Origin of the sequence: Trichocoleus sp. FACHB-46 (assembly GCF_014695385.1) — a bacterium.
In the GTDB taxonomy this organism is placed as follows: Bacteria; Cyanobacteriota; Cyanobacteriia; order FACHB-46; family FACHB-46; genus Trichocoleus.
This window is the reverse complement of sequence record NZ_JACJOD010000028.1, coordinates 184209-211193: the sequence shown is the minus strand read 5'-3', so window position 1 is coordinate 211193 and position 26985 is coordinate 184209. Positions and strand designations below refer to the sequence as shown.

Genomic DNA, 26985 nt, shown 5'->3' with positions numbered 1-26985 from the left:
GGAGGATCATGGATTTAAAAGCCCTCTCTCGAGACGGAGAGGGGTTGGAGAGGGATACTTGCAAAATGATCGAGGAGTTCGCGATGGATGAAGCGATAACGACCCCCAATCCGCTGAAGCAGACGACGCTCTGTGGAGTAGTTGAGAAAGCGGGCGTAGTTCCAAGGGGTAGCGTGAGTACGGGTGAGAACAAGACGGAGACAAAGGTGTTGGATGCAGGCCCTACCACCACCGTAGAGAAAACCACATAATAGCGCTCCAAAAATACCAGGAATGAGTGAATCCAAAACGCTTTGAGAGATGATCGTTAGAATAGCTTCAAAGGATTGAGCTCCACTGCTTGCACGAGCAACCGACACTGGCAGTAGTCCTACTGTGGCAAGCGCTACCCCTAAGGGATAGCTCAAGAACGATATGAGCCACATGCTGTAGAAAGAGTTGCGAATGCCTTGGTTTGGCTTCAACCGAACTTTCGGCTCAGCAGTCAACTCACCAATTAACCCACTCATGAGTCCACCAATTAACCCACCAATGGGTCCACCAAGCAGCGCAATAACCAACGGAATAGTCAAACTACCCGTTATCCCTATAACCAAAGTAATAGTCAAACCGCCCGCTAGTCCTATAACTAGCGCAATAATCGAGCCACTAACCAGTCCGCTCCTGAGTTTTCGAAAAATTTCTCGGCTTCCTGTATTCGATATCGAAAATTGAAAGGATTCGACCGGTGTAATATCATCGAACCCAATAATCAACCCAAAAGGCGGCCCAGTAATTAGCCCTGCGATCAACCCAAGAGGTAGGCCAACAAGCAGCGCAGTAATTAGCCCTGTAATTAGCCCCGTAATTAGCCCAATAATCAACCCAACAAGCAGCCAATACAGAGACATATATTGGGCTAGGTCAAGCCAGTTGGGCTGCATCTGCTCAATTAGCAGCTCCACTTGGTTTTGCTCTTGTAGCTGGCAGGCCAACCACCTCAGATAGGCTCGTGTTTGTAATTGTTTGGGTTCCCGTCCCACCGTCTTATAAGCCCATTTCGTCTGCCGATTTTCTTTGCGCCGATCGCTCTGTCGTTTGTCATAGCTCAACTGCTGCTCAATGTACGCTTCCAGTAGTTCGGCTTTAGTGCGAAACGGTTGCTTCAGGTCATAGATTGCCGCTGCCATCGCCACAAATAAAGGCACGCGCAGCAGTCCAGGCTCTCCTTCTGGGGTTGGTGATAGCATTTGCCGCATCTCTGGCGTTATTTGAATTTGCTGCCATAACTCAGCCCGATGCACCGCTTGCAAATAAGCTTGAATTTGCTCATCACTCAAGGGCTGCAAACAGACAGCACCACGCAAATTGCCTAATCGCACCCCAGCAATTTCAAATTCTTTTACCCGACAGCAAACCACAAGCTGCGGATAATGTTGAGCAAATTCTTCCAGCTTGACCGCACATTTTTTCTGCCGATCTAGCCCTAACTCATCCAGCCCATCCATCAATGGCAACAATGTGCGCTGCTCTAGCCATTGCTCATAACGTTTGAGCTTACGCCGATCATCACCGCCAAAGTTGTTATAAAGCTGCTCGACTAACCAATCCCGAATGCTCTGGTTGTCATTCTTCCAAGTAGACAGCTCAAAGATTACAGGAATAATGGTGCGGGGGTTGGCGATCGCTCCGCTCAACAGTTGCTCGGCCAATCCCAACAGTGCTGTGGTCTTCCCTGCCCCTGGTGTGCCCAAAATTAGTAGTTTGCCTTCAATGTCTTCTCGCCCAAACACCTCAATCAGTAATTGCTCTGTTTTAAGAGTCTGGGCTGCTTGCCCTTCAATGCTTAACGTCCTCACGGCTGCTAAGGGCGATCGATTTACCTGCTGGGGTTGTTCCTCTAGGCTAATCTCCATCATGGCTTGCTGATGTGCCAGCGTATCCTTGAGCCGCTTTCGCACTTCCACCCGTTGCTGCTGAAGAATCTTTGCAGCCCAATCCCAATCGACTCGTGGCTCAGATGCTCTAGAGCCAAACAAACCCATCACATTGTTGATGATTATCTGGTTGTCCCTAGAGTTTTGAAAGCTCAAGGCATCGCGTCCAGCTTGAGTTTGTTGCGTGTTGCTATTGCTAAAACTACTGTTAGCGATCGATTGCTTTTGAAACGGGTCAGGAAAGGTCATTTAATTTTCCAGTTTTGTCGCGACACGATCTGCAACGCCTCAGTCGCTCACTTGGAGAGCTGTGCCGCTCAATAAGCAGCATGAGCTTGGTTTTAAAATACCCTCAAAGCCGCTAAAAGCTCAGGAATTTTGCCGCTCCACCTAGCCAAGGCGCAATATTCTTAAACACTTCCTGCGCTTTATCCCATACCTGCGTAGCTTTATCTGCTGTTTCGAGAGCATCCCCGACGCGCTTGAGGTTCTTTGCCACAGTATCCTTATCGGCATCTTCCCGCTTTGCTTCCCGCTTTGCCGATTTGAGATAGTCTAAAGCCTCCTCTTCCTGATCCGCAGGTAACTTCGCTGCCTTCACCGTCGTCTCCAACTCTTCCAGCAACTTCACTACATCTCCTCCAGTCAGTCCTTGCTGCTGTGCCGCCAAATTTCCCGCCTGATTGGCTGTAGCATCTCGTCCTGACTGAGTCATTTGCACCTGACTCCCGACTACATTTGCGCCATCGATGGATTGTGATTGTGTAGGCTGCTCCGGTTGTGACTTCTTTTTCCCAAACATAGGAAATCTCCTGCAATTATCTGTAAATAGAGACTAGCATTGGCATTTCCTATGAGAGAGCGATCGCCACCTTTCCCACCCAAGATCAGTCAAGTTGTATCCAGGCAGCTAAAATAAAGGCCCAGAGTACAGACTGAGCATGAATCAAGCACTTCAGAAAAAGCTAGCAATTGAGTACCAATTAGCTGAAACCACCTATGCGATCGCGGGTAAAAAACTGACCATCTTTAACGTCGCCAATAACTATGAACTTCTAGACAAAATTGACCCCGACGACTTCCAGAAAGACGAGCGGATGCCTTACTGGGCCGAAATCTGGCCTGCTTCGATCGCCTTGGCTGAGTTTATCCTCACTCACCCTCAGTTTCAGCAAGCTCGTTGCTTGGAGTTAGGGTCTGGTGTAGGGGTGGTGAGTGTGGCAGGCGCGATCGCCGGAGCCCAAATGCTCACCACGGACTACTTTACTGAAGCGTTAGACTTTGCCCAACTCAACGCCTCCGCCAATCAAGTCGCGATCGCCACCCAATGGCTCGACTGGCGAGACATCACCTTAACTCAACAGTTCGACTACATCTTGGCGGCTGATGTGCTTTATGAGGAGCGGAATCATGCGCCCATTTTGCAGGCGATCGCTCAACTGTTAGCTCCTGGCGGCACTGCCTATATCAGCGACCCCCAACGCCCGATCGCCAAGAAGTTTATTGAACTGGCAGCCGAGCATAATTTCCAGTTGCAAACTACCACTAATCCAGTCCCCTGGCGGGAGCTAACGTTGTCAGTAGATATTCATGCTCTGTCACAGAATTCGCGCTTTAGCAAGGAAAAACAGTGCAAATCCCAAAACTTAGATTTCCAAAAGCCATACTCTCTTAAAATACCTTCTTCAACAAACCTCAGTTTCTTGAGCATGCAAACTGACTGGTGATTGTCCAGCATCACAAATGCTTCAATGCGATTTAGGGAGAGTTCTTCAAAACCATAACGAAGAATTGCCTGAAGTGCCTCAGGCATATAGCCTTGACCCCAAAAAATCTGTTTAAGTTCATAGCCAATAATCGCACGCTGGCTCCGTTGAGAGATGGCGTTATAACCGCAAGTGCCAATTAGTTGATTTGTGGATTTCAAAGCCAAAGCCCAGCGTATACCCTCCCCTGTAGCAAAGCGGTCATTCATCCGAGCAATAAATTGTTCAGCTTGGTTAACCGATGTATAAGTAGAAACATCGTAATACTGTGTTATGGCATCATTGGAAAATATTTCATAAATATCTTTTGCATCTGAAACCATAATTGGACGTAGATGCAACCTTGTAGTTTCAAAGTGTGGAAACTCATTGAATGAATCTTGTGTTGGCATCACATTAAAATCTTGGCACTGCACAGCATGAGGATGATAAGTGTAGCGGCAACCACAAGAGATTGTCCTCAACCCCTAAACGGGTTGCATGATGTACCGTAGGCAACTGGTAAGACTCCCTAAACGCGATCGCTCCTAGTAGCCATAATGCAGAGCCAGATAGATCTATCTGGGCAAAATTAACTTGATGCGTAGCAGCTAGATTGAGTGACAGCGATCTTATTAAAAACGTTAGCCATTCCCGAAAAAGAACTGTACGTTGCTGATTCTATCTGTGAAGTACAGTTCTAAAAGGATAAGTTATGAAATTGAGATCGGTTTCAGCAATGGCAGGTGGTCTGGTGTTGTCTCTGTGTTTGGCTTTGCCAGCATTGGCAATCGAAATGGGAACACTGCGAGGCAACCCAGGAAGCCAAATCAACGTGCGATCGCAACCTTCTACCAGTGCCCCTGCACCTAGCTATGGCATACCAGGCGATCGCGTCCAAATTTTGAGATCAGCTCGTGGTACAGATGGCTACGCCTGGCACTATGTAGAGTTTTCCAAATCCAAAGTTAGAGGATGGGTGCGGAATGACTTGCTGATGCTCGACAGGGGCAACGGCAATCCTATCCAGCGAGTTTCTTTTGCGCCAGGAACTTCTGCTGCCACTGTTAACGGCAGTGTTCGAGGATATGAAACGCGAGACTATCTCTTGAATGCGCGAGCAGGCCAGCGGATGACTGTTGATCTACGCAGCAATAGCACCTATATGCAGGTTGCTGTGCTCAGCCCCCAAGGAGAAACCCTATATGTGGGGACGAACTGGACAGGGAACTTACCCAGCAATGGAGATTACTTGGTACGTGTAGGGTTGGTGCGGGCAGAGGCACGACGCGATGGCGCAGGTGGCTTTAAACTAAACATCGGTGTTCGATAAAGAGCTGTGGCTTTGGTTGCTAATCTTCGTGTTAGCCGTTGAGCCTTGATTCCTGGGCGCTCTAAAGTTTGGAGAATAACTGCCTTATTGAGGCATTCTAGGCGCTGGTAAATCTTGACCAGATTGATGCAAAGTTACCTTCTGAGCTTGACCTTGCTCATCTATTTCAAAAGTCAACTGAGCATCCACAATCCTCAAGAAAAAGTGCGTTGGAGAAGTGGGGTAAATTTTGAGTTTTCCCTGGCCAGTAAGCTGAACAAGAAGTTGGTCTGATTCTGCCGTAATCGCCAAAATCTTTTCTGGGGCCAACTGATATTCGCCCACATAACCTGCATAAATCGCCGGATCGATCGCCACTTCTTGATATACCCTAGGCAACTGATAAGGCTCTCCGAATGCGATCGCTGCTAAACCAGCACCAATCTCCGCCACTGCCGCACTACTCACGTTGGACAGCACAATCACCGTTACTTGCTCATCGGGATACCGGGAAATAATCGTGCGGAACCCATCAATGGCACCGCCATGAGTGATATGTTTACGACCTAACTGCTCAGCCACAATCCAGCCGTATCCGTAATAAACCTTCCCTGCCTCACTCACTGGCACTGTTGGGGCAAACATCTGAGCTTTGGCGCGATCGCCCAACACGGCTTCTGTATCCAATGCTTGGTCCCACTTATAGAGATCTTCCACCGTTGAATACAGTCCCCCTGCCCCGGTTGGCACTGACATATCAATAAACTCAGCATTACCGTACCCTGTATCTGTCAAGTCATAACCAGAGGCGCGATGCGGCAATATATCCCAATCAGTGTCATAACCTGAACTCGTCATTCCCAAAGGTTCAAAAAGGTGCGATCGCAGATACTCTGCATAGGGCTGTCCAGATACCGTTTCTAAAATGTGGGTCAACAACGTATACCCAGAGTTGCTGTAACGATATTGATCTCCGGGTTCAAACTCCAGCGGTTTGTCTTTGAACCAAGCCACCACCTCTGCCACAGACATAGATAGACGTTTTTGGGTTGCATAGTCTGGAAAGGCAGTGTAGTTAGGAATGCCAGCTGTATGATTCAACAATTGATGAATGGTAATGCGATCGCCGTTCGGATAGTCAGGAAGATAAGTGGCGATCGCTGCTTGCACATCCAGCAAATCCTGTGCTTGTAATTGCAGGATTGCGGCAGCGGTAAACTGCTTTGTAAGCGAGGCTAAGCGAAACTTGGTGTGGGTTGTGTTGGGCACGCTATGTTTCCAGTTAGCCATCCCATATCCCTGGCTAAACAGGATCTCTCCTCTTCGCCCTACCAACACCGCCCCCATAAATCGCTCGGTGGCAATGTGAGCGTCTAGGTAGGTCGCGATCGCTGACTGCGAGGTGCTTATATCTGTTTGCCCTGTATCTTGCCCTGTATTTTGGCCTAGATGAGGTGCCATGTCTCCCTCTCGCGAGATCTAGCAGCAGTTCATTCCAGCGTAACAACTCACTCGCTAGGATTTCAAATTACGAATTACGAACTGCAAATTGTTACTAGCCCTATCTTCAAGTTCAATCATCTCGAAAGCCAGGGGTATCTTCCAATCGGCTTCTGGCGGTTTGGGAGACGAAGCTAGCCGTTGCGGTGGCAGGTTGAGTAGTTTGCGGCTCTAAGAAGCCTAGGAGCGTAATGGAAGGACGGCTGAAATATTTGGTCCAGGGTTGCAATCTTGGCTGTTGCTGCCAACTCACACGCGAGACGTTGGTCAAGAGGAGCGGCACTTCCTGACCATTGCGCTCCCCTAGCACACTCACGGCAACGGCTGTCGTCTCAGGGTTGTTGGCAAAAGTTTGCTCAATTGTGTTTCGAGCCAACGATTCCGCCTGCTGCATCAAATCATCAAAGCTTTGGTTGCCGACGGTGTTGAGCGTAAAACTGAGTTGTTGGGTTTCCGCTAAAGTTGCAGGAGCGATCGCGCTAAAGCTTCCTAACAGGCAGCAAAAGCCTAAGGCGAGATGCGGCAAACCAGCTATAGCTCGACAGCGACGAAAATTCGTTTGGGGCTGCAATCGTTTCATTCATCTCCAGGGAGGAAGTTGATTGCTGATCAATCACAACCAACTTCATCACTCACTTCTGCAAAGGTCGGTGTAGCACAGAGGCCTTGATCAGATTAGCAACTGGAGATTAATGAGGCAGTAAGGCTGGGTTAACACGACGTAAATGAACGTACCTGAGCCAACAAAAGCCACCTAGCAGCCGTCATTGGGATTAGCGAACGTAGACCACTCGTGAATCTAAGCCTCGCGATCGCAGGAACCAAGATAAACTTTCTGCTCCAGCCCGAGTCGGAAAAGAACCCGCATGAACATAAGGGCCTAGTTTAGAGCGAGTGATGAAAGCATCAGGAACACATTGCCGCACTGCATCCAAGGTGGCTCGGCTTTGCGAAGGAATTGCGACCACATAGGAATAGCCACTCCGTTGCCCAAGCACGATCACATCGCCTTGCTGAGTGGTATTGAAGCCAGTCACGATGGGTTGACAGGGCAGGTAGGAAATAGGCTGAGCTTGCGCCCAAGAGAGGAGGAAATTCCAAGTAATCCAACTGCCAACACCTAGGACCAAAAATCGATTCATCACGCACTCACGCGACTGGGGCTAATTACTCTGAAGTTATCATCCTGTCTGAGTTTTAGAACTAAACTTTTGCCCAAACTTTAGTAACAGCAAGTAAAGAATTGATTAACCGAACTTTTGTCACTTGCGATCGCTCAGAGCTACCCTCGCAACCTGCCCCAGCAGCTTGTACTATACGTAAGGAACTCATCGCCCTAATTGTCTCTCCTATGTCTGTCACCTCGGCTGCTGACTCTAGCTTGTTAACCGCTGACTCGCCCCTGTGGCCTCAATTGCTCCAACAACTGCTAGACCGTCAATCTCTAGCAACAGAGGAGGCTGCAACGCTGATGCGTGGCTGGCTGAGCGAGACAATTCCACCCGTGTTGTCGGGCGCAATTTTGGCGGCAATTCAGGCCAAAGGAGTTTCTGCAACTGAGTTAGCAGGAATGGCCCAGGTATTGCAGTCCCAGTCTGCGGCGAGTGGCATGACTTTGCCAAAATTTTCAACGCCCCTGATCGATACCTGCGGTACCGGAGGAGATGGCGCTTCAACGTTCAATATCTCTACAGCAGTGGCATTTGTGGCGGCAGCGGCTGGGGTGTCTGTCGCCAAGCATGGCAACCGTTCCGCCTCTAGCAAAGTGGGATCGGCGGATGTCTTGGAAGCCTTAGGCGTCAATCTCGCTGCTAGTCCAGAACAGGTGCAAGCGGCTCTACAAAACGTGGACATTACCTTTTTGTTTGCTGTGGGTTGGCACCCAGCCCTGAAGGGAGTGGCTCCACTGCGTAGAACCCTAAAAGTTCGCACAATTTTTAACTTGTTGGGGCCGCTAGTGAACCCGCTTAGACCCACCGGACAAGTCATTGGCGTGTGCGATCCTCATCTGGTGGATGCGATCGCGGACGCTTTGAATCAACTCGGTATCCAGCGAGCGATCGTCCTACATGGACGGGAAAGACTCGATGAAGCGGGTTTAGCAGATGTGACAGATTTGGCGGTGTTGGCTAACCAAACGGTGCAGCGAGTGACGCTGAATCCTCAAGATTTGGGGTTGGAGTTTGCGCCCACCAGTGCGTTGCAAGGCGGGGACTTAGCCGAAAACGCTGCGATCTTGAAAGCAGTGTTGCAAGGAAAAGGTACAACCGCTCAACGGGATGCGGTGGCTCTGAATGCGGCCTTGGCTTTACAAGTGGGCGAGCAACTGCCTGAAACGGCTAACCCATTGGAAGCTTATGCCAAAGGCGTGGCGATCGCTCAAGATATTCTGCAAAGTGGAGCTGCTTGGGCCAAGTTAGAGCAGTTAGTAGAGTTTTTGCAATAATCGTCTTTACCCAGTGAACTTCGCAGTACGCTAGAAATCAACAGCTAATGCTGGAAGGTTGTAGTGGATTGCCACTTGGATTGCCACTACAAAAGCGAGATCTTTAACTGGGTGAAAGCGATCGCTATGAATACTGAAGAACTGAAGCAGCGCTATCAATCTGGGGAACGCAATTTTAGCCAAACTCACTTAAACCAAACCAACCTGCAACGGCTGAAATTAGGGGCAGTAGACCTCAGCCGCGCCAGTTTGGTTAAGAGCAACTTGCAGAAAGTGAACCTAGAAGATGCCAACCTCGATGGCGTCAACCTGTATCGGGCTAACTTAAGCAAGTCTCGTTTGCAGCGGGTCAACCTCAACAAGGCGATTTTGGGAGGGGCCAATCTGAGCGAAGCCAATCTCCACCGAGCTAGTTTAATTCAAGCGGATCTTTGTGCCGCTAACCTGAGCAAAGCAGTGTTAAATCACGCTCAACTCAGCGGAGCAGACCTGAGAAAGGCCAATTTGAGCCATGCTCGTTTATCTTGGGCCAACCTACGCAAGGTAAATTTGCACCAAGCTCAGCTAGAGGGAGCAGACTTAAGTGACGCTAAGTTCTGTAACACCATCATGCCAGATGGCAGTCTCAGGAATGATGATTGCTAGTATTACACCACATTAGACTGGTGGGGTTGCGCTGAGCCAGAAGACTGAGCCAGAGGGTTGAGCTAGAAGGCTGGGCCAGCTATTCTTACCCTGTCCAAATCTAAATTTTGATTTCACTGCGAAAGTTACCATGACAGATTTCAACGATTGTTTAAACCACCGCATTGCCCAAGTTGCGATTGGCGAGTTCCATGCGGGCACCTTTACCGAAGCGAAACGCCTCTATGACGAAGCAGTTTCAACCTACGGGGAAGGGTTTAAGGAAGCTTATTTGCTGCAAGAACAAGGCACTGACAAAGGCATCTCGGTGATTCTTTGGGATAGCGAAGACAGCATGAAAGCCAACGTCAATGATGCTTATAAATCGATTCTGAAAAAACTGCTACCCCTATTCGTCAGCCCGCCGAGCCTGAGAACCTATGAGGTGGTCAGTGAGGTACGCGCCTCAGAGGCAGAAGCACTCGAGGCTGAAGCATCCAAAGTATGAGCGTGAGTGGCATCAGCGATCGCCCTCTGCTATCAAAAGCTCTTGTTAAACGGGCGATCGCGTGTCTGGTCATCATCGGCTTGGGGCTATGGCTCACCATTGTCAGTCCCCTGCCTGCTGCCGCTAGTGCAGATGTCGCCAGTATTTACCAGCAGCGCGATCGCCACCGTTCTGACGGCATCGGCAAAATCTACTTGGGCCGAGAGATTGCTCAGGTGATGGGCCATCAGGGAGCCGCTTGGCTAGAGCGTTCTAGTCGCAGTTGGGAAGAGCAACCACAAAAAGTCGTAGAAGCGCTGGATCTCCAACCGTCGGATGTGGTGGCAGATATTGGAGCGGGCACTGGCTACTTTAGTTTTCGGCTCAGTCCGTTGGTGCCAACCGGGAAAGTTTTGGCGGTTGAGGTGCAACCGGAGATGATTGAGGTTCTCAACTTTCTCAAGCAGGAAAACCAAGCAACCAATGTTGAACCCGTTCTGGGCACGGTGCAAGATCCGCATCTTCCTCCTGCCAGCGTAGATCTGGCGTTAATGGTGGATGCTTATCACGAATTTGAGTATCCCCAAGAAATGATGACGGCGCTGGTGCGATCGCTCAAACCCGGAGGCAGGGTGGTACTCGTAGAATACCGAGGTGAGAATCCCCTGATTGCGATCAAAGCGCTCCACAAAATGACTCAGCGGCAGGTCAAGAAGGAGATGCAGGCAGTAGGTTTAGTTTGGCAAGAAACCAAAAACTTACTACCGCAACAACATCTAATGATTTTTCGTAAGCTTGCTTAGGGCGCGATCGCCCCAGCCTAAACCCTGCCTAAGCTGAGGCAGGAGGAATTACCGTTGCCTGGCTAGTAGAGCTGTTCCACACAATCCAACCACAAGTACCCTCAGCTTCGGGTTCGCTCTGGCTGACCTTAAAGTAGAGCTTGTCCCCGGTACGAGGTTCGATCGCAAAGTCAGCATTTTGAGCATATACGACCTTGAAGCCCCGATCTCTAAGGCAGTAAGTCGCCCAAGCTTTCAGTGAGTGTTTGGCTGGCTCAAAGGGAATGGGAGGATTGTGAAAGACAGTCTCAATCGCAGCGATCAATGACACAGGACTCGATCCTTTAGAAAACGGCTAGATACCTGGCTTGGTGCAGCCAGTTTGTACTAGTTACTTCTCTAGTATCTCCGAGGATGGCCCCGGAAATGAATCTATAGGGTTTTGAGTTGGGAATACTGCCAGTATTTAGGGTGGTAGCGGACCCATCCAATTGGAGAGCCAAAGAGTGTGAAGAAGCCCGTGGGAAAATTCATTCACCAGTTCAGGCAATGGTTACCCACCCTACTGGAAGCGCCTAGCGAGGTGGAGTTTAATAACTACTGGGCGTGGCGACGGCGCTTTCTCTACAAGCGTTTAAGTTTAGGTTTGGGATTGGGGCTACTCTACTTTTCAGGGTTGACAGGGCTGTACCTAATCCAAATGATGTTGGGCGATCGCTCCTTGAATGCAGTTGTATTCAAGAATTTACTGACAGCGTTGAGCATGGCGAGCTGGCTGGTCTGGCTGCAATTGCCTGTCGGAAAGCGCCAGCAAGCGATCGCCTTTCTAGGACTCTCTTGGTCCATCACCATGCTCACCAACGTCCCTTCAACCCTTGATCCTGTGATCATTCCGGATCTAAAGGGTTGGACAATTACCTTCTTTGCCCAAGCCACAATTATTCCATTTCGTTGGCGGCTCCATCTCCTTTCCCAACTGGGAGCTTATGCCTTCTTCTTTGCGACTAGTTGGCTTGTGAGCCAGCAGTTTTTGCCTGCCAACATCTCAGCCACAGGTTTTCTGTTCGACATGGGATGGATTTGTCTCATGTCAACTTTGGTGGTGTATCTCTACGAGCGCCTATCTAAAGCTGAGTTCCAAACTCGCTACAGGCTCAGACAAGAACAGCAGCGATCGGAACAGTTACTCCTCAACATCCTCCCTCCCTCCATTGCTGAGCGCTTGCTCAAACAACAACAGACGATCGCCGATAGTTTCGCGGAAGTGACGGTGCTATTTGCCGATATTGTCGGCTTTACTCAACTCTCAACCCAAATGTCACCGTCTGAGGTGGTCAACCTACTCAACCAAGTCTTCTCCCGCTTTGATGAGTTAGCCGAATATCATGGGCTGGAAAAGATTAAAACCATTGGCGATTCTTACATGGTGGTGGCTGGGCTGCCCCAACACCGCATCGATCATGCCTCCGCGATCGCCCAGATGGCCTTGGCAATGCACCAAGCGCTGAAGCAGCTCAACACTCAGACAGGACATATGCTGGAGATTCGCACAGGGATTCATACTGGGCCTGTGGTAGCGGGGATTATTGGCCTGAAAAAATTTGCCTACGACCTATGGGGCGATACCGTCAACACCGCCAGCCGCATGGAATCCCAAGGCTTGCCAGGAGAGATTCAGGTCAGCGAGACTACCTATGAGTGCTTGAAACAGCAGTATGTTTTTGAGGAGCGAGGCAGTATCGTCATTAAGGGAAAAGGAGAGATGAACACGTATCTGCTGCGAGGGAAATGTGCCCCTGAAGCGATCGCCGTTGAGCAGACAAATTTAATATAACTTTGCGGCTGGCGAGTGACTGGTCCAGGGACTTTGCGTAGCTTCAAAGACTGTGCAGACTTGTCATAATTTTGTTTTTCCTGGGTCCAAATAGTTAGATTCGATACACTTTTCGCTGATTCGGGTGAGGGCAACCCACCATCAGCAAATTTTGAATAGAGATCTAAACATTAGGAGAATAAATTATGACTCGTCATGGACAAATGCCTCTCGGTGGTGAGAATCCTCCTCGCTCCACTTACTACGACCAAGGCAAGTTCGGACGGCTTTTTCCTTCACTTCCCCCTTTCGCAATGGATAGCCCCCAGCTCCGGGAAGCCCTGAAGGACATTGGCAAAAAGGGTGGCATTATGGACCCCAAGGACGATCTAGACGATCCAGTCGGTCTCATCACTAACCCAGCGAAGAATGTAGAGAATCCTAATAATCCTAATTTGACCGCTGGAATCACGTTTTTGGGTCAGTTCCTCGATCATGATATGACCTTTGATACAACTTCCAGTCTGGAGCGGCAACAAGACCCGGAATCGATCGCCAACTTTCGGGCACCCTTCCTAGAACTCGATAATTTATACGGTTCTGGACCCAATGCTTCACCTCACTTGTACGACCAATCTGGCAATGGTGGGGGGATTAAATTCCTGGTGGAACCGATTCCTGGCTCCGATGCGATCGCTCGTGATGGCAAACTAAAATTCGATTTGCCACGAAATAGCCAGAATACTGCCTTGATTGGCGATCCTCGCAACGATGAAAACCTGATTGTCTCGCAACTCCATCTGGCCTTTCTCAAGTTTCATAATGCAGTGGTGGACCATGTGAAAACAAAAACGGGTTGGTCCAACCCAATGGAGATATTTGCCGAGGCCCAGCGCTTGGTACGATGGCATTACCAGTGGATTATTATTCATGAATTTCTCCCTGCCACAGTCGGCCACAAAATAGTGGAGAAGGTACTGGATAAAGGACGGAAGTTCTACGATTGGCGCAATTTACCATTTATCCCGGTTGAGTTTTCTGTCGCAGCTTATCGGTTTGGACATTCTCAGGTGCGCCCCAGCTACCGCGCTAACTTTGGCCCCAAGGCAGACGATAGCGGCCAGTTTATCGCTTTAATCTTCGACGATGGCCGTCAGGGTTCACCCAGTTCAGATGCTTCCGACCCCAATGACTTACGGGGTGGCAAACGCGCGGCTCGTCGGTTTATCGACTGGCAAACCTTCTTTGACTTTGGGGATAAGCGAGTTCGCCCCAACAAAAAAATTGATACTCAGCTTTCTTCGGTGCTCTTTGACCTGCCCGGAATTCCGGGTGCAGAGCCGCAATCATTGGCCCAGCGTAACTTGCTACGGCAACTTACTTTCAGTATGCCGTCAGGACAGCGGGTAGCCAAAGCCATGAAAGAAGATATCCTCTCCGCAGGAGATTTAGATGACCTCAAACCCTATCAATTGGAGACTCGGACTCCTTTGTGGTTCTACATTTTGCGGGAAGCGGATGTGCTCGGTGACGATGGCAAGCGTTTGGGTCCAGTAGGTGGTCGCATTGTCGCTGAGGTGTTTATTGGTCTGCTAGAAGGAGACCGGCATTCCTACGTGCGGCAAGACCCGGCATGGCAGCCAACTTTGGGCAACGGTGGCAAGTTCACAATGGTTGATTTGCTGAAGTTTGCAGGCGTGGTCACCAACCTGTAGTTCCACCATGCAATCAGGGTGCAGCTTAACCGAACTAGTCAGAGGGCGATCGCGCAATCTCAAATTAACAATCCTGAGCGATCGCCCCTGACTCAAAACTAACAACGATATGATGGCTAAAGACTCCCTCGCGGTTGGCGATCGCCATCTGATTCGTGCCAGTTCCCATGAATATTGCTCACCCAGCCACTGACTCCAGCTCATCTACCTTTCACCGCCCCGAACTGCTGGCTCCGGCGGGAAATTGGGACTGTGCCAAAGCTGCTGTAGAAAATGGAGCTGATGCGATTTACTTTGGCTTAGATCGCTTCAACGCCCGCATGCGAGCGCAAAATTTCACCGAAGCTGACTTGCCCAAGCTGATTGAGTTTCTACACCGACGCGGCGTTAAGGGGTATGTCACGCTCAACACCCTGATTTTTCCCAACGAACTCACCGAAGCTGAGCAGTATCTCCGCACGATCATTGCCGCTGGAGTAGATGCAGCGATCGTGCAAGATGTGGGGATCTGTCGCCTGATTCGGCATCTGTCGCCTGATTTCCCCATTCACGCCTCCACTCAAATGACCGTCACCAGCGCCGCAGGAGTGGAATTCGCCAAAGATCTCGGCTGCCATTTGGTGGTGTTGGCGCGGGAATGCTCTCTGAAAGAAATCAACAAAATTCAAGCCCAGATTGCTGAGCAAGAAGTGGCGTTGCCGCTGGAAGTGTTTGTGCATGGGGCGCTCTGTGTGGCTTATTCGGGCCAGTGCCTAACCAGTGAGTCACTAGGGGGACGCTCGGCCAACCGAGGTGAGTGCGCTCAAGCTTGCCGCATGACCTACGAGCTGATTGCCGATGGGCAAACGGTGGATCTGGGCGATCGCAAATACTTACTCAGCCCTCAGGACTTGGCAGGGTTGGATGTATTGCCAGAACTCGTAAAAACCGGAGTCACTAGCCTAAAAATTGAAGGCCGCTTGAAAGCACCGGAATATGTGGCGAATGTCACACGGGTCTATCGTGAAGCTCTCGATCGCGTCATGGCTGATCTAGGAGAACCTAACCCCCTAGCCCCCTTTCCTGCGGGGGAAGGGGGAAGTAGAGAGCCTCGGCAGACTGAGCGGCAAGTTGAACAGGGAGATCAAGACCATTACAACTTGGAGATGGCTTTCTCGCGGGGGCTTTCGACGGGCTGGTTTCGAGGCATTGATAATCAAGAACTCGTGCATGCTCGCTTTGGCAAGAAGCGGGGAGTGTATTTGGGCGAAATCACTCGTATCCGTCAAGAGCAGATTACGGTGCGGTTGGAAGCTCCGGTGAAACCTGGAGATGGCATTGTGTTTGACAGCGGTCATCCAGAGGCGAAGGAAGAAGGGGGCCGCATCTACACCGTTGATTTGCGCGGACCAGAAGCTACATTAACTTTCGGTCGCGAGGCGCTGAACCTCCGCCGTATTCACGTGGGCGATCGCGTTTGGAAAACCAATGACCCCGAACTCGATCGGGAGATTCGCCAAACTTATTCCGGCGAGCATCCCCAATTTCAGCGTCCCATTCAGGTGGAAGTTCACGGTGAGGTTGGGCAATCCCTAATTGCGATCGCCCGTGATGGATTGGGGCATGTGGTTCAGGTGGAATCCACCATGCCGTTGGTCGAAGCGCACAACAAGCCTTTGACCACAGAGCGCTTGCAAGAACAATTAGGGCGGCTGGGTAACACTCCTTTCGAGCTGGGGGGGCTGACTAACCACATAACTGGAAATGTCATGTTGCCCGTAAGTGAGTTGAATCGACTACGGCGGGAGATAGTCGTTCAATTAGAGGAATTGAGAGCGCAACCCAAACGTTGGCAATTGCGATCGCCAGCTTCTTGGCAAGAGCTACTATCTCAACCTCTCTCTACGCTCAAAGCTCAGGCTAATTCACAGGTGCAGACACCCGAACTTGTAGTTCTAGTCCGAAACCTGAAACAGTTACAAGCAGCTTTGGCGGCAGGAATTCAAACCCTCTACTGCGAATTTGAAGATCCAAGAGCTTACCGAGATGCAGTCCAAATGGTGAGGAAGGAGAAGAATGAGAAAGCTTTTTCATCTCTTCCCTCTATCTATGTCGCCCCGCCGCGCATTACCAAAGCTGGGGAGAACTGGATTCTGCAACAGGTAAAAGCTTGCGATGCGGATGGTTATCTGGTGCGGAACTATGACCAGTTGCAATTTTTTGGAGGCGATCGCTGTATTGGTGATTTCTCTCTCAACGTTGCCAATCCCTTGACCGCAGGTTATTTCAAGCAGCGCTATGGGTTGGAGCGTCTCACGGCTTCTTATGATTTGAACATGGCTCAGTTGGAAGCGCTGTTGACTAGCTGCCCTGCTGATTGGTTTGAGGTGACTGTGCATCAACATATGCCGATGTTTCACATGGAGCATTGTGTGTTCTGCGCGTTTCTCTCTGAGGGCACGGACTATACCAACTGTGGCCGACCTTGTGAGGAACATGAAGTAACACTACGCGATCGCGTGGGCACAGAACATATCTTGCAAGCCGATGTGGGCTGTCGTAACACTGTGTTTAATGGCACAGCACAAACTGGGGCCGAATATGTGCAACATCTCCTGAAGCTAGGAGTGCGGCACTTCCGGATTGAGTTTGTTAATGAAGCGTCAGAGCAGGTCGCACAAACCATCCAGCGCTATCAACAACTGCTGCAAGGAGAGATCACGGGTGCCCAACTTTGGCGAGAATTACGACTTCAAAATCAGTTAGGGGTAACGCGAGGACCGTTAGAAACGCGATCGTAATCCGGCTAGTTGGCTCCCATGCGTAATGCTGCTTGCTGGAAATCTGTGGCGGCTTGCTCAGTAGCAGCAACTTCAAAAAAGGCAGCGGCGATCGCGGGAGAGAAGGTGAACGTATCTAACCCGTGAGTGGCAAGAAAGGTGATGTCGTCTACACTGCGGATGCTGGCAACTAGGAGACGAGTGGCACTGTTAACCCCAGCGAGCGATCGCTGCATTGCCACTAAATCTTCTCGTCCATTACGACCTAAATCGTTGATCCGACCCAAATAAGGAGCCGCATAGGCGCCTCCTAGCGCCGCAGCCATCAGAACTTGGTGGACCGCATAAACAGCAGTCAACGTGATGGGAATGCCTGCCGCTATTAACTGTGCTGCTGCTGTCGTTCCAACTTGGGTGATCGGAACCTTCACCACGACTCGCTGATCAATCGCTGCCAAGCGTTGGCCTGTACTCACCAATGCCTCTACAGTATCACCCCACGTCTGGAGTTGGATTTCCTGGGCTCCTAGGGCGAAAGCTTGTTCAGCTAACAGTTTTAATTGTTCTACTGTGCAAGGCACCTGCGATCGCTCTAGCAACAGCGGATTGGTGGTGATGCCGTAAAACAGACCTGTAGGTAACCAAATCTGCCACTGCTTTGGATCAGCAGTATCCAGGCACAAACGAATCTGACGAGAAGCAAAATTAACTGAGGTAGGGCGATCGCGGTCTATCATGAAAGTTTCAAAAACCAGAATTGTAACATTTCACTCCATTGGGAGAGCAGACACCAGGCTATAGTGACCGAAAAATCACCCTTGAGGGTACTGCGACAGCATGGGAACAGTTGGCATGGTGAAGGAAAGAATATCTTTAGATGAATCTTTTATTATTTATCTCTCTTACTTTAAGCGCTAACTTGCCAAGGAAATGCGATGGAACTATCTTTAGGACTGCTGAAGTCACTGTTAGTTGTATTAGAGTTTGTAGACTTCTTGCTGACACCCTTTGGGCTGACAATTTTGCTTACCTTGAGTAGCTATTATTGGCTGCTTCAAGTGTTAAAAGCTGTTTGTACATGAATTTGAGGAGGCTGAAACAGTCTGTAGGTATGATTCTCCCTAACTTCTTTAAAAAGGAAGACTTAGGGAGGCCGAAACAATCATTTACAAACACTTTCTAAACAGAGGCAGAATTTGAAGCGATATGACAGACACAAATTCTTACGACGCTATTCAGACGCGGCTACAGTATACATACACTCTGTTTCAAAATATTCGGCAAAGATTTAATACAGTTACCATCGAACGAGGGGGGTACGAACGAGCAGGCGTTACTTCTATGTATGTTCGTAAATATGGATTAAAAGCCTACGCATTTTTAGGTGGTGCTAAAACCTGTACGGTAGAGTCTACTTTTACTGAAGAACAGGAGCGGTATATCAACGAAGCCCTCACATCACTTACAGGGTTTATTGTTGGTAAACATGCCAATTGCCCCTTTGCGGATAGGGTGATTCATCATTACGTTCATAGCACGGCACCTTTCTTCGTCCTAGCGATGTTGAAAAGCACGGAAGAAACGCTGAAGGAGTACCTGGAAGCTAAACCAGAGGATTCTGCGATTTTGGATGCGATTTTTCGCGTGGCAGGCGGCGAAGGATTTCGTGATTTGATGCGAATTTATGGAGTTCGTCTGCTGGATGGAATTTTAACCAATACAAAAGTGCCGCAGCCTAACAATTTAGTCTTCGTCGATATTCATGATTGCTATCGTCAAGATGACTCGGGAAGAACCGTTTCAGCTAAGTACGAAGTGTGGTGTCCCGGACGCAGGTTAGCGCGGGCCTATCTCAACCAGTGCCAGATAGCGGCACAGAAACTAGTTCATGAACATGGGGTTCGTTTTGCCCCAAGTACTAGCGAAGAATTCCAAGCATTTCCTCAGGAACTAAGTATCTATATGAAACAGTTCCTGCAAAATATCGTTGCTCCCGTATTACAAAGATGTGGTGTCATCTGATATTAGAGAGGCGATCGCGGCCATGTGGCTCCCAGAGATTGGTAATATCAGGCCCTAGAGGAATGATGCCACCAGGATTGAGTGGAAACAAATTGCCGTAGTAGTCCTGCTTTACAGCCTCTAAATTGCAGGTATCTGCTACACCTGGAAGCTGGTAAAGGTCGCGCAAATAAGGCCCTAAATTTTTATAGTCTTGAATTCGGCGCTGATTACATTTAAACAGCCCGTAATAGACTACATCAAAGCGGAATAAAGTAGTGAACAAACGCACATCTGCCAAAGTTACGCGATCGCCACAGAGATAACGGCTCGTTTCTAAAGCCGCATCAATCTCATCTAAAGCTCCGAACAACTCCTCACAAGCTTCTTGATACGCAGCCTGGGTTTGGGCAAAACCGCAACGATACACGCCATTGTTCACAGCGTCATAGGTTTTCTCATTCCAAGCATCAATCTTTTTCTGGAGATCTGAGGGATAGAGATCCAAAGCTGGTTGTTGAGCGAACTGATTCAACTCCGAGTTCAACATCACAATGATCTCGGCACTTTCGTTATTCACAATAGTGTTGGTTTCCGTATCCCAAAGCACCGGAACTGTACAACGTCCGCTATAACCTGGTTGCGCGAGTTCATACAGATCTGCCAAGCTGCGGCATCCTAATTCTGGCTGGTTGAGTACCCAACCTCCCTCAGTAGGGGAAGGAGAGACAATGGTGATGGCGATCGCATCTTCGAGTTGCTTGAGGGCTCGTACCACGAGAGTCCGGTGCGCCCAAGGGCACCCTAGCCCTACATAGAGTTTGTAGCGTCCAATTGCAGGTTGGTAAGGATTATCTACCGCTGTACTAATAAAGTTGCGGAATTGGCTGCTAGGCCGCACATAGGCTCCCGATTGATTCCGAGGAGCCAGTTGGGACATCATCAGGTGCCACATGGTACTCCAGGTAAACTTACCAAACTGAATGATCAGTTTAGGTGGGAGAGCTCTACGCTTTTTTTTTGCCGTCCCAACAGATGCGGGCTTGACTTCGCTGGATGCGGTTGGGGTAGGAGTGGGTTGGGACATGGCACCAAAGATGGAAAGATTGAGTTGAGCAGGGCTGGCAGTATCTCTAACTTAACGCGAAGGATTTGCACCCGAAGGGTTAAGACCGAAACGACTGCAACCATCCACATCAGTTTGCTGACAGCTACCGAAAATATTTCTGTTTTAGCTTGTTCCAAATGCGTTGTAGTTGCAGTGTTTTAACTCGCGTTTTAGTCAAGCTAGGAATATTGGAGGAGTGATTTTGCTTGTGATCAAAAAACTCATTCACTTCTTGCAAAATCACTGTTAGACGCTGAATAATATTCGCAGTACGATACTCAGAGAAAAACTGATCTGACAAATTAATTGGTGTTGCTATCTTAACCAATTTAAGAATGCGTTGCACGTCGTACTCTAAGGAGTAGCCAGCAATTTTATGACAATTAAATCCAGGATCTAAGTAATCGGATAAGCCACCGTTGACGCTGGAGAAAACTTGACAGCCACAGGCCATTGCTTCCATTGGTTGCAAGCCGAATCCTTCGCTTACCCCTTGCTGCGCCCAATATTCTGCGGAGTCATAGAGATAGACTTTGGCACGGTTAAACAGTTTGTCTAGATCTGCGACGTAGGAATCAACCACACAAACATGACACTGTTGTTGCAAGGCTGGAATGAGGACTTGCAGCAGATATTCTGAAGATTTTCGCACCTGAACCAACACATCAATATCGCGTTCAAGATTGAGATTTTGAAATTGATCAGAAATCTGGTTGGGCAGGTAATAAATTAACGAGTTCGGCGATCGCTGGCCCCAATAACCCATCGTATTACGACTCACGGTAATGATCGGAATCTCAGGCGGTAGGTTAAACGGATAACCAGAGCTGTGAGCATGATAAATCACATGATAGGGTTTGAGCCTGGTGGCCAATTTCCCGACATCAAAGCCCCAACTAATGACAAAAATAATGTTTTCTAAGTTCTTCTGCTGTAGCACATCGTCTAAAAACAGCGTGGTGTTTTCCCGCTGTCGATACGTGACGACTTCAGCAGAGCAAATTTGTTGAGCGAGATTGAGAGTCTTTAATTCTGCCCACAGCCCACCACAGGCAAATTTGCCGCCTGTCCCCGGAACTAAGAAGTAAAGCTTCCTCATCACCTCAACCCTCCTCTGTGCATTAGCGTGGGCTAGCTGCCGCAAAATCGCCACAAAATTGCCCGTAGATTAGCCTACCTGATTTGCGGTTAAGCAGGTTGAGCGATCGCCTCAGGTCACTCGATTCTTTTCAACCTAACGGCGCTGAATTGGTCAGCCAGGATCAGGTAGGCTGTGACAATATGGCGATCGCGAAGGAAAGCAACACAATGCCAAATCCTGAGAAAAATATCATCAAGCTCGAACCTGGAACTCTATTGCTGATCGTATCTGCCCTGATTCTTTTACCCTTGCTGTTCGTGGGTTTTCTCTCCCAATAACCTTTCCAATCAGCGTTGATCCAGGTGAGTTTAGGTAGTAGGACTGTAGGGAAAACCTCCCTCTAGGCCCGTCGGAATGTGCCAAGATCAAAGCAGTGTTTATCGAGCCACTACCAATGTCTGTGTACAATTTACCCCTAGAAAACAGCATTGAAAGATTACGGGAAGTTCGTGCTGCTCTACTACGCTTACACAAAGCTCTACTAGAGTTTGAACGGGTTAATTATGAGCAGTTCTTTGGCCGCATCCAGTCCAAGGGTGAGTACTTTCAGCTGGTTGTAAATCACGACTGGTTTAGCTGGCTCCGTCCCATTTCTCAATTTATTGTTCAGATTGATGAAGCCCTCAGTGCGAAGGAGCCAATTACAGTCGGTGCCGCTAATGAGCTACTTAGTCAAGCTCGCCAAATGCTGCGACCTGCTCAGGATGGGAGGACCACGTTAGAAAAGCGGTACTATCGCGCTATCCAACAGGAGCCAGAGATTGCTTTGCTGCACGCAGACGTATCCCAACTACTCGCAAGTGCATCTCGGCCCCAGTAGCGTTTTGAGCTTGCTAGCCTTCTAGTTCTGACAAATTTGCCTCTACAGAAGAGCGTAGGCGATCCACCTTTAACTCAAAGGGCGATCGCCTACGCTGAACAATGAAATCTGTTGAGAAATCTTAGGTAACGAGAGTCACGGCTCCTGTATCTAGGTCGTATCGTCCCCCCACAATCTTTAGCTTGCGCTCCAACTCTAGCTGGGCTAACACACTAGAATTTTGCTTTAGCTGCTCAACTTGATACTGCACATTCGCAGTCACCGCTTGATCAATTTGCTGATTGACATCAGCCGATTTAGTTTTAATGCTGGCCAGCGCGGGCTTAATGGCTTTGACAAACGTACTGACGTGGCCCGGAAGCGCCCCTCCTTGAATCGCCGCAGTCACAGCACCGCAGCGTTCGTGCCCAACTACCATAATTAAGCGAGTTCCTAAGAGAGCCGCCGCATACTCTAGGCTGCCCAAGACCTCTGGGGTAACGACATTGCCAGCGACACGCACATCAAATAAATCACCGATACCTTGGTCAAAAATAATTTCTCCAGGTACCCGTGAGTCAGCACAAGTCAGCAAAGTGGCAAAGGGATGCTGTACCGTTGCCACTGCCTGTAAATCTCTCGCTGCTTGATGCGGGTATTGCCGTTTTTGCTGCATAAACCGCTGATTGCCATCCAGCAGTCTTTGTAATGCCGCCTCTGAACTCACTGCCTCAGAATTTTCAGTCTCAGCGGTGGACTGATCGGCATAGGCAGGCTCAGCATATCTCAAGCTAGTAGCTGTCGCAGCGACCAAGCCAACTCCACCGACTCCAAATAGCTTTAATAGCTCTCGGCGACTCGTCCGTTGACTCATTTGTTTCATCGCGTCTCTCACCTTTCTTCACGAATGACTGATTATTTTTAGCAATCAACTAGTAGGTGATCGCCCTGTTATCGCCCTGTTATAGAGAAGACACACACTTCATAGTGCGGATCTCCATCACATCGGAAATAAAGCAAGATCCCCCAAACTTATTCAGAATAGGTCGCACAATTTCCACAACAGATTTAAGGATGTCAGGCGAGCAAAAGGCGATGACATAAGCGTTGTCTAACATCGTCACGGCAGAGTCATCAAATACGCCGCCACGCACTCCCTTGCCTGCCACATTACGAATCACGGTGTAACTAGAAACCCCGCCTCGTTCCAAGGCGCTGATGATTTTGCCTAACTCTACGGAGTCTGAAAAAATTTCAATTTTTTTTACCACATGCATGATCTTATCTCCATAGCAAATCGATCCCGTACAAATACAAAGGAATGCCGAAAATGATGTTAAAGGGGAATGTCACAGCTAAAGCCGTAGAGATATATAGACTCGGATTAGCTTCTGGAACCGTTAACCTCATGGCGGCTGGCACAGCGATATAAGAGGCACTAGCGCACAACACAGAAAATAGGAGGGCATTTCCTGGAGGCATCCCAATCAGCTTGGCAATTAGCAGCCCAATTCCAGCATTAAGTATTGGGATCAGTATGGCAAATGAGATCAGAAATGGACCAGTTTTCTCTAAATCTTTAATTCTTTTAGCGGCGACTAAACCCATATCTAGCAAGAAGAAGGTCAGGACGCCATAAAACATATCCTGTGTAAAGGGAGATAAGACTTTCCAGCCATGCTCCCCCGTCAAAAAGCCAATAATCAGGCTACCAACTAGCAAGAAAACTGAACCATTCAGAAATGCTTCTCGCAAAACTTCAGGCCAAGAAAAATCACGCTCTGTCTGATCCTGAGTAAAGAGATTGACCAAGATCAATCCCACAATGATCGCTGGAGACTCCATCAGAGCTAGGGCAGCCACCATGTAGCCATCAAAGTCAATACTTAGTTGTTGTAGGAATGAGCTAGCTGTAATAAAGGTGACGGCACTAATCGAGCCGTAAGTTGCAGCGATCGCGGCAGCATTATAGGCGTCAAGCTTAATCTTCAGAATAAAGAACGTGTAGATAGGCACTAAGCACGCCATCACGATTGCTACCAGCATCGTCAGGAACACTTCCTGATTCAGCCCACTTTTAGCAAGTTCTACCCCTCCTTTAAAACCGATCGCAAACAGCAAGTACAGTGAAAACAGCTTGGGAATCGGTGGCGGAATTTCCAAGTCTGACTTCACAAAAACCGCTGTCATTCCCAAGAAGAAAAACAGCACTGGTGGATTCAAGATGTTAGACATAATCAGGCTTACGTCCATATCCACCCCTCCACATTGCTTAAACAGCAATCTAATACAGCTTGCTTCATGCTAGGTCGTGAAATATTCAGTACTCAGTCATCATAGTCTTGTAGAAATACTGGATGGCAAGGCAGAAAAGTTACATTTCTATGTAATTTACTGTCATTTCTGCATGTACTTCTGGATGAAACCTTGAAACTTGCTAGCCAAAGGTTTAAGCCTGCCTACTGCTTTTTCTCTTATCCTTACAACCTGCTCTTATAACCTGTTGCGGATTGCTATATCTGGCTGAGTTGTGAGGGCTATAAGGTGGGCTAAATGATGCCCACCTCAGTTTTTAGACTGGATGTGCCAAGTTTAATTTAGGCATCTCGCGTTGATGGATGTATGCGATCGCCCACCTATATCCTGGCTGGATTGATTATGCCTTGAACTTCTCGGTGATCCGCTTCATGGCTTCTTCTACGTTTTCACGGCTGTTAAAGGCAGAAATGCGGAAGTAGCCCTCACCCGCAGCTCCAAAGCCCGAACCAGGCGTGCCGACGACATTGCAGGTCTGTAGCAATTTATCAAAGAAGTCCCAGCTAGAGAGATTGTTGGGCGTCTGCACCCAGACATAAGGTGCGTTCACACCACCGTATACCGCTAATCCTGCAGCAGTGAGTTGCTCGCGAACGATTTTGGCGTTTTCTAAGTAGAAGCTAACAAGCGCTTTAGTTTGGGCTTGGCCTGCTTCTGAGTAAACCGCTTCAGCCCCTCGCTGCACAATGTAGGATACGCCATTGAACTTAGTGGATTGGCGGCGGTTCCACAGCTTCCACAGTTCTACATCCGAGCCATCAGCAGCTTTAGCCTTGAGGTTTTTGGGCACCACAGTCAAGGCACAACGAGTTCCGGTAAAGCCAGCATTCTTGGAGAAGGAGCGGAATTCGATCGCGCAATCCTTAGCTCCAGGGATCTCGTAGATGGAGTGAGGAATGCTTGGATCAGTGATAAAGGCTTCGTAAGCAGCATCAAAGAAGATGATCGAGCCGTGGGCTTTGGCGTAGTCTACCCAAGCTTGGAGGTGTTCTCTGCTAGCAGTTGCGCCTGTGGGGTTGTTGGGGAAGCACAGGTAAATTAGGTCTACCTTCTGAGTGGGAATCTCAGCGGTGAAGTTGTTCTCTGCGGTGACAGGGAGGTACACTAAGCCCTCAAACTCGCCTTTGTCATTGGCTGCGCCCGTGTGACCTGCCATGACATTGGTATCGACATAGACGGGATAGACTGGGTCAGTTACCGCAATGGTATTGTTGTCGCCAAAAATATCTAGGATGTTACCTGTGTCGCACTTCGAACCATCCGAGATAAAAATCTCATCGGCGCTGATGTCACAACCGCGAGCTTGGAAGTCGAACTGAGCAATTTTCTCCCGCAACCAGGCGTAGCCTTGCTCTGGACCGTAGCCTCGGAAGGCACCGCGATCGCCCATGTCTTCCACCGCTTGAATCATCGCGGCGCGACAAGCTTCAGGTAAGGGTTCGGTGACATCCCCAATCCCCAGTCGAATAATTTTTGCTGCTGGGTTGGCCTCAGCAAAGGCATTGACTCGGCGAGCGATCTCAGGGAACAGGTAGCCTGCTTTGAGCTTGAGGTAGTTATCGTTAATCGTTGCCATGATGGATTGATACAAGTGCCGTAAACCAGCTTACTGCCAACTGTTGCGTTAGGAGCTGTTGTCGTCCGTTCTCAGCTCCTAACGCCTGCGGCAATCGATCAGGCACCAGATCAATTTTGGACTCTAGCTGTTCTTCCAACGACGCTTCATGATGGATAGGCTACCTAAAGCACCTAAGGCCACTAAACCTACGGCTGGGCTTGTTTCAGGTACATCTACCTGGTCCACAAGTAACCCAGAAACGAAGTCGCCATCCCCTACATCAACGACTCCAACTCCGAGGGTGTAAGTGTCTGATTGGTCAAAGGTGTAGGAGAACTCCTGGAAGCCAGTTTCCCCAAAGAACAAGCCATGGTTAGCAAATTGAAAAGAGCTATTTAGGGTATCGGCTAAGGGAAGCAACACAGTATTTAAGTCAGATTGGCGCTGTAGAGACACGAAAGCAAAATCATTGAAATCTTCAAAAGAGCTGTTATCAACTGCCTGAGTAAACTCCTCAGTCAGGAAGTTCCAGGCAAAGCTGAGCGATTGGCCTGCGTTAGCCTTGAAAGTTTGCTTAATTGCTGAGCCTTCAATAATTTCTCCGGTTGCCAGACTAGATAAAGTATTGTCGGACAAAAAAGATGAGGGTAGATTCAAAAACTCTTCCAAGTTTTCAAAGCCTGTGACAAAAGATGCGATCGCGGCATCACCCCCGATAATCTCGTTTCCTTGGGTATCAAAACCAAGTAACTCTTGATAAGCAGTAGACAAGAAAGCTTGAGATTTCCCTTCTACCGGACCACTGCCAAATTGCTCCGTCTCAATCGTTGTTTCACCAATGGTTTCCCAACCTTTAAAACCCTCTTCAAAACTACCGTTAACCACGTCTGCTTTCCCGGCTGTAGGAAAAGCCAGGCTGGTTAGAAGAACGAGCGCCGTAAAACCGAAAGTATTTTTGATCAT

Annotated in this window: 26 protein-coding genes and 1 pseudogene; 12 read left to right on the top strand and 15 right to left on the bottom strand. The window is 49.0% G+C overall.

Annotation, left to right across the window (positions count from 1 at the left end):
* Positions 1–14: 14 nt before the first annotated feature.
* Both H6F72_RS16455 and H6F72_RS16450 read right to left on the bottom strand, forming a co-directional pair.
* Positions 15–2165 carry an NACHT domain-containing protein gene (locus H6F72_RS16455; protein WP_190437741.1) on the bottom strand — a complete coding sequence of 717 codons (2151 nt, stop codon included), beginning with the start codon at positions 2163–2165 and terminating at the stop codon, positions 15–17.
* Positions 2166–2277: 112 nt separating this feature from the next.
* On the bottom strand, positions 2278–2718 hold the full coding sequence (locus H6F72_RS16450) for a hypothetical protein (RefSeq protein ID WP_190437737.1): 441 nt from the start codon (positions 2716–2718) through the stop codon (positions 2278–2280).
* Positions 2719–2857: 139 nt separating this feature from the next.
* Between H6F72_RS16450 and H6F72_RS16445 the strand changes: the two are divergent.
* Positions 2858–3475, top strand: a pseudogene (locus H6F72_RS16445) (methyltransferase); the annotation flags it as partial.
* Positions 3476–3504: 29 nt separating this feature from the next.
* Here H6F72_RS16445 and H6F72_RS31160 read toward each other — a convergent pair.
* On the bottom strand, positions 3505–4005 hold the full coding sequence (locus H6F72_RS31160) for a GNAT family N-acetyltransferase (protein ID WP_370527511.1): 501 nt from the start codon (positions 4003–4005) through the stop codon (positions 3505–3507).
* A gap of 371 nt (positions 4006–4376) precedes the next feature.
* On the opposite strand from H6F72_RS31160, the gene H6F72_RS16440 reads away from it, so the two are divergent.
* Complete coding sequence (locus H6F72_RS16440; protein WP_190437731.1) at positions 4377–4994, top strand: SH3 domain-containing protein; 618 nt, start codon at positions 4377–4379, stop codon at positions 4992–4994.
* An 84-nt stretch (positions 4995–5078) separates the two neighbouring features.
* On the opposite strand, the gene H6F72_RS16435 is transcribed toward H6F72_RS16440, so the two are convergent.
* The 3 genes from H6F72_RS16435 to H6F72_RS16425 form a co-directional block, all read right to left on the bottom strand.
* Positions 5079–6434, bottom strand: a complete 1356-nt coding sequence (locus tag H6F72_RS16435) for a serine hydrolase (protein WP_190437728.1) — start codon at positions 6432–6434, stop codon at positions 5079–5081.
* A 112-nt stretch (positions 6435–6546) separates the two neighbouring features.
* Positions 6547–7053 (bottom strand): hypothetical protein, encoded by a 507-nt coding sequence (locus H6F72_RS16430; RefSeq protein WP_190437725.1) that lies wholly within the window; start codon positions 7051–7053, stop codon positions 6547–6549.
* 193 nt (positions 7054–7246) lie between these two features.
* On the bottom strand, positions 7247–7615 hold the full coding sequence (locus tag H6F72_RS16425; protein ID WP_190437723.1) for a hypothetical protein: 369 nt from the start codon (positions 7613–7615) through the stop codon (positions 7247–7249).
* Between the two features lie 101 nt (positions 7616–7716).
* Here H6F72_RS16425 and trpD point away from each other — a divergent pair, with 101 nt between their 5' ends.
* From trpD to H6F72_RS16405, 4 genes are all read left to right on the top strand, one after another.
* Positions 7717–8919 carry an anthranilate phosphoribosyltransferase gene (gene trpD / locus H6F72_RS16420; protein ID WP_370527510.1) on the top strand — a complete coding sequence of 401 codons (1203 nt, stop codon included), beginning with the start codon at positions 7717–7719 and terminating at the stop codon, positions 8917–8919.
* Positions 8920–9045: 126 nt separating this feature from the next.
* Positions 9046–9564, top strand: coding sequence for a pentapeptide repeat-containing protein (locus tag H6F72_RS16415; RefSeq protein ID WP_190437721.1), 519 nt, complete (start codon positions 9046–9048; stop codon positions 9562–9564).
* Positions 9565–9694: 130 nt separating this feature from the next.
* Positions 9695–10051: an antibiotic biosynthesis monooxygenase gene (locus H6F72_RS16410; protein WP_190437719.1), complete on the top strand. Its 357-nt coding sequence runs from the start codon at positions 9695–9697 to the stop codon at positions 10049–10051.
* A complete protein-coding gene (locus H6F72_RS16405) occupies positions 10048–10833 on the top strand; it encodes a class I SAM-dependent methyltransferase (RefSeq protein WP_190437717.1) in 786 nt (261 codons plus the stop codon). The genes H6F72_RS16410 and H6F72_RS16405 overlap by 4 nt, the downstream gene beginning before the upstream one ends.
* A 28-nt stretch (positions 10834–10861) precedes the next feature.
* On the opposite strand, the gene H6F72_RS16400 is transcribed toward H6F72_RS16405, so the two are convergent.
* Positions 10862–11143 (bottom strand): hypothetical protein, encoded by a 282-nt coding sequence (locus tag H6F72_RS16400; RefSeq protein WP_190437714.1) that lies wholly within the window; start codon positions 11141–11143, stop codon positions 10862–10864.
* Positions 11144–11320: 177 nt separating this feature from the next.
* On the opposite strand from H6F72_RS16400, the gene H6F72_RS31155 reads away from it, so the two are divergent.
* From H6F72_RS31155 to H6F72_RS16385, 3 genes are all read left to right on the top strand, one after another.
* Positions 11321–12646, top strand: coding sequence for an adenylate/guanylate cyclase domain-containing protein (locus tag H6F72_RS31155; protein WP_190437712.1), 1326 nt, complete (start codon positions 11321–11323; stop codon positions 12644–12646).
* 185 nt (positions 12647–12831) lie between these two features.
* Complete coding sequence (locus H6F72_RS16390; protein WP_190437710.1) at positions 12832–14340, top strand: heme peroxidase family protein; 1509 nt, start codon at positions 12832–12834, stop codon at positions 14338–14340.
* Positions 14341–14507: 167 nt separating this feature from the next.
* A complete protein-coding gene (locus tag H6F72_RS16385) occupies positions 14508–17120 on the top strand; it encodes a U32 family peptidase (protein ID WP_190437707.1) in 2613 nt (870 codons plus the stop codon).
* 5 nt (positions 17121–17125) lie between these two features.
* Here H6F72_RS16385 and H6F72_RS16380 read toward each other — a convergent pair whose 3' ends face one another.
* Positions 17126–17836: a transaldolase family protein gene (locus H6F72_RS16380; protein WP_190437704.1), complete on the bottom strand. Its 711-nt coding sequence runs from the start codon at positions 17834–17836 to the stop codon at positions 17126–17128.
* Between the two features lie 604 nt (positions 17837–18440).
* Between H6F72_RS16380 and H6F72_RS16375 the strand changes: the two genes are divergently transcribed.
* Positions 18441–19121: a hypothetical protein gene (locus H6F72_RS16375; protein ID WP_190437703.1), complete on the top strand. Its 681-nt coding sequence runs from the start codon at positions 18441–18443 to the stop codon at positions 19119–19121.
* On the opposite strand, the gene H6F72_RS16370 is transcribed toward H6F72_RS16375, so the two are convergent.
* Together H6F72_RS16370 and H6F72_RS16365 are read right to left on the bottom strand one after the other, a co-directional pair.
* Positions 19114–20187 carry a glutathione S-transferase family protein gene (locus H6F72_RS16370; protein ID WP_190437700.1) on the bottom strand — a complete coding sequence of 358 codons (1074 nt, stop codon included), beginning with the start codon at positions 20185–20187 and terminating at the stop codon, positions 19114–19116. The two genes, H6F72_RS16375 and H6F72_RS16370, sit on opposite strands and share 8 nt — an antisense overlap.
* 124 nt (positions 20188–20311) lie before the next feature.
* Positions 20312–21307 carry a glycosyltransferase gene (locus H6F72_RS16365; protein WP_190437697.1) on the bottom strand — a complete coding sequence of 332 codons (996 nt, stop codon included), beginning with the start codon at positions 21305–21307 and terminating at the stop codon, positions 20312–20314.
* Between the two features lie 83 nt (positions 21308–21390).
* Here H6F72_RS16365 and H6F72_RS16360 point away from each other — a divergent pair, with 83 nt between their 5' ends.
* Both H6F72_RS16360 and H6F72_RS16355 read left to right on the top strand, forming a co-directional pair.
* Positions 21391–21627 (top strand): hypothetical protein, encoded by a 237-nt coding sequence (locus H6F72_RS16360; RefSeq protein WP_190437842.1) that lies wholly within the window; start codon positions 21391–21393, stop codon positions 21625–21627.
* A 116-nt stretch (positions 21628–21743) separates the two neighbouring features.
* The gene (locus H6F72_RS16355) at positions 21744–22169 is read left to right on the top strand and encodes a hypothetical protein (protein WP_190437695.1); all 426 of its coding nucleotides are present in this window, start codon (positions 21744–21746) and stop codon (positions 22167–22169) included.
* A gap of 121 nt (positions 22170–22290) precedes the next feature.
* On the opposite strand, the gene H6F72_RS16350 is transcribed toward H6F72_RS16355, so the two are convergent.
* From H6F72_RS16350 to H6F72_RS16330, 5 genes are all read right to left on the bottom strand, one after another.
* Positions 22291–23031: a carbonic anhydrase gene (locus tag H6F72_RS16350; RefSeq protein WP_242016973.1), complete on the bottom strand. Its 741-nt coding sequence runs from the start codon at positions 23029–23031 to the stop codon at positions 22291–22293.
* 79 nt (positions 23032–23110) lie between these two features.
* Positions 23111–23425: a P-II family nitrogen regulator gene (locus H6F72_RS16345; RefSeq protein ID WP_190437693.1), complete on the bottom strand. Its 315-nt coding sequence runs from the start codon at positions 23423–23425 to the stop codon at positions 23111–23113.
* 4 nt (positions 23426–23429) lie between these two features.
* The gene (locus H6F72_RS16340) at positions 23430–24401 is read right to left on the bottom strand and encodes a sodium-dependent bicarbonate transport family permease (protein WP_190437690.1); all 972 of its coding nucleotides are present in this window, start codon (positions 24399–24401) and stop codon (positions 23430–23432) included.
* Between the two features lie 403 nt (positions 24402–24804).
* On the bottom strand, positions 24805–26040 hold the full coding sequence (locus H6F72_RS16335; protein WP_190437688.1) for an LL-diaminopimelate aminotransferase: 1236 nt from the start codon (positions 26038–26040) through the stop codon (positions 24805–24807).
* A gap of 123 nt (positions 26041–26163) precedes the next feature.
* Positions 26164–26985, bottom strand: a complete 822-nt coding sequence (locus H6F72_RS16330) for a hypothetical protein (RefSeq protein ID WP_190437686.1) — start codon at positions 26983–26985, stop codon at positions 26164–26166.

What these genes read in the sequence shown, in the direction of transcription:
- H6F72_RS16455 (WP_190437741.1), bottom strand. Translation starts at nt 2,165, where the DNA reads ATGACCTTTCCTGACCCGTTTCAAAAGCAATCGATCGCTAACAGTAGT.
- H6F72_RS16450 (WP_190437737.1), bottom strand. Translation starts at nt 2,718, where the DNA reads ATGTTTGGGAAAAAGAAGTCACAACCGGAGCAGCCTACACAATCACAA.
- H6F72_RS31160 (WP_370527511.1), bottom strand. Translation starts at nt 4,005, where the DNA reads ATGGTTTCAGATGCAAAAGATATTTATGAAATATTTTCCAATGATGCC.
- H6F72_RS16440 (WP_190437731.1), top strand. Translation starts at nt 4,377, where the DNA reads ATGAAATTGAGATCGGTTTCAGCAATGGCAGGTGGTCTGGTGTTGTCT.
- H6F72_RS16435 (WP_190437728.1), bottom strand. Translation starts at nt 6,434, where the DNA reads ATGGCACCTCATCTAGGCCAAAATACAGGGCAAGATACAGGGCAAACA.
- H6F72_RS16430 (WP_190437725.1), bottom strand. Translation starts at nt 7,053, where the DNA reads ATGAAACGATTGCAGCCCCAAACGAATTTTCGTCGCTGTCGAGCTATA.
- H6F72_RS16425 (WP_190437723.1), bottom strand. Translation starts at nt 7,615, where the DNA reads ATGAATCGATTTTTGGTCCTAGGTGTTGGCAGTTGGATTACTTGGAAT.
- H6F72_RS16415 (WP_190437721.1), top strand. Translation starts at nt 9,046, where the DNA reads ATGAATACTGAAGAACTGAAGCAGCGCTATCAATCTGGGGAACGCAAT.
- H6F72_RS16410 (WP_190437719.1), top strand. Translation starts at nt 9,695, where the DNA reads ATGACAGATTTCAACGATTGTTTAAACCACCGCATTGCCCAAGTTGCG.
- H6F72_RS16405 (WP_190437717.1), top strand. Translation starts at nt 10,048, where the DNA reads ATGAGCGTGAGTGGCATCAGCGATCGCCCTCTGCTATCAAAAGCTCTT.
- H6F72_RS16390 (WP_190437710.1), top strand. Translation starts at nt 12,832, where the DNA reads ATGACTCGTCATGGACAAATGCCTCTCGGTGGTGAGAATCCTCCTCGC.
- H6F72_RS16385 (WP_190437707.1), top strand. Translation starts at nt 14,508, where the DNA reads ATGAATATTGCTCACCCAGCCACTGACTCCAGCTCATCTACCTTTCAC.
- H6F72_RS16380 (WP_190437704.1), bottom strand. Translation starts at nt 17,836, where the DNA reads ATGATAGACCGCGATCGCCCTACCTCAGTTAATTTTGCTTCTCGTCAG.
- H6F72_RS16375 (WP_190437703.1), top strand. Translation starts at nt 18,441, where the DNA reads ATGTATGTTCGTAAATATGGATTAAAAGCCTACGCATTTTTAGGTGGT.
- H6F72_RS16370 (WP_190437700.1), bottom strand. Translation starts at nt 20,187, where the DNA reads ATGTCCCAACCCACTCCTACCCCAACCGCATCCAGCGAAGTCAAGCCC.
- H6F72_RS16365 (WP_190437697.1), bottom strand. Translation starts at nt 21,307, where the DNA reads ATGAGGAAGCTTTACTTCTTAGTTCCGGGGACAGGCGGCAAATTTGCC.
- H6F72_RS16355 (WP_190437695.1), top strand. Translation starts at nt 21,744, where the DNA reads ATGTCTGTGTACAATTTACCCCTAGAAAACAGCATTGAAAGATTACGG.
- H6F72_RS16350 (WP_242016973.1), bottom strand. Translation starts at nt 23,031, where the DNA reads ATGAAACAAATGAGTCAACGGACGAGTCGCCGAGAGCTATTAAAGCTA.
- H6F72_RS16345 (WP_190437693.1), bottom strand. Translation starts at nt 23,425, where the DNA reads ATGCATGTGGTAAAAAAAATTGAAATTTTTTCAGACTCCGTAGAGTTA.
- H6F72_RS16340 (WP_190437690.1), bottom strand. Translation starts at nt 24,401, where the DNA reads ATGGACGTAAGCCTGATTATGTCTAACATCTTGAATCCACCAGTGCTG.
- H6F72_RS16335 (WP_190437688.1), bottom strand. Translation starts at nt 26,040, where the DNA reads ATGGCAACGATTAACGATAACTACCTCAAGCTCAAAGCAGGCTACCTG.
- H6F72_RS16330 (WP_190437686.1), bottom strand. Translation starts at nt 26,985, where the DNA reads ATGATCAAAAATACTTTCGGTTTTACGGCGCTCGTTCTTCTAACCAGC.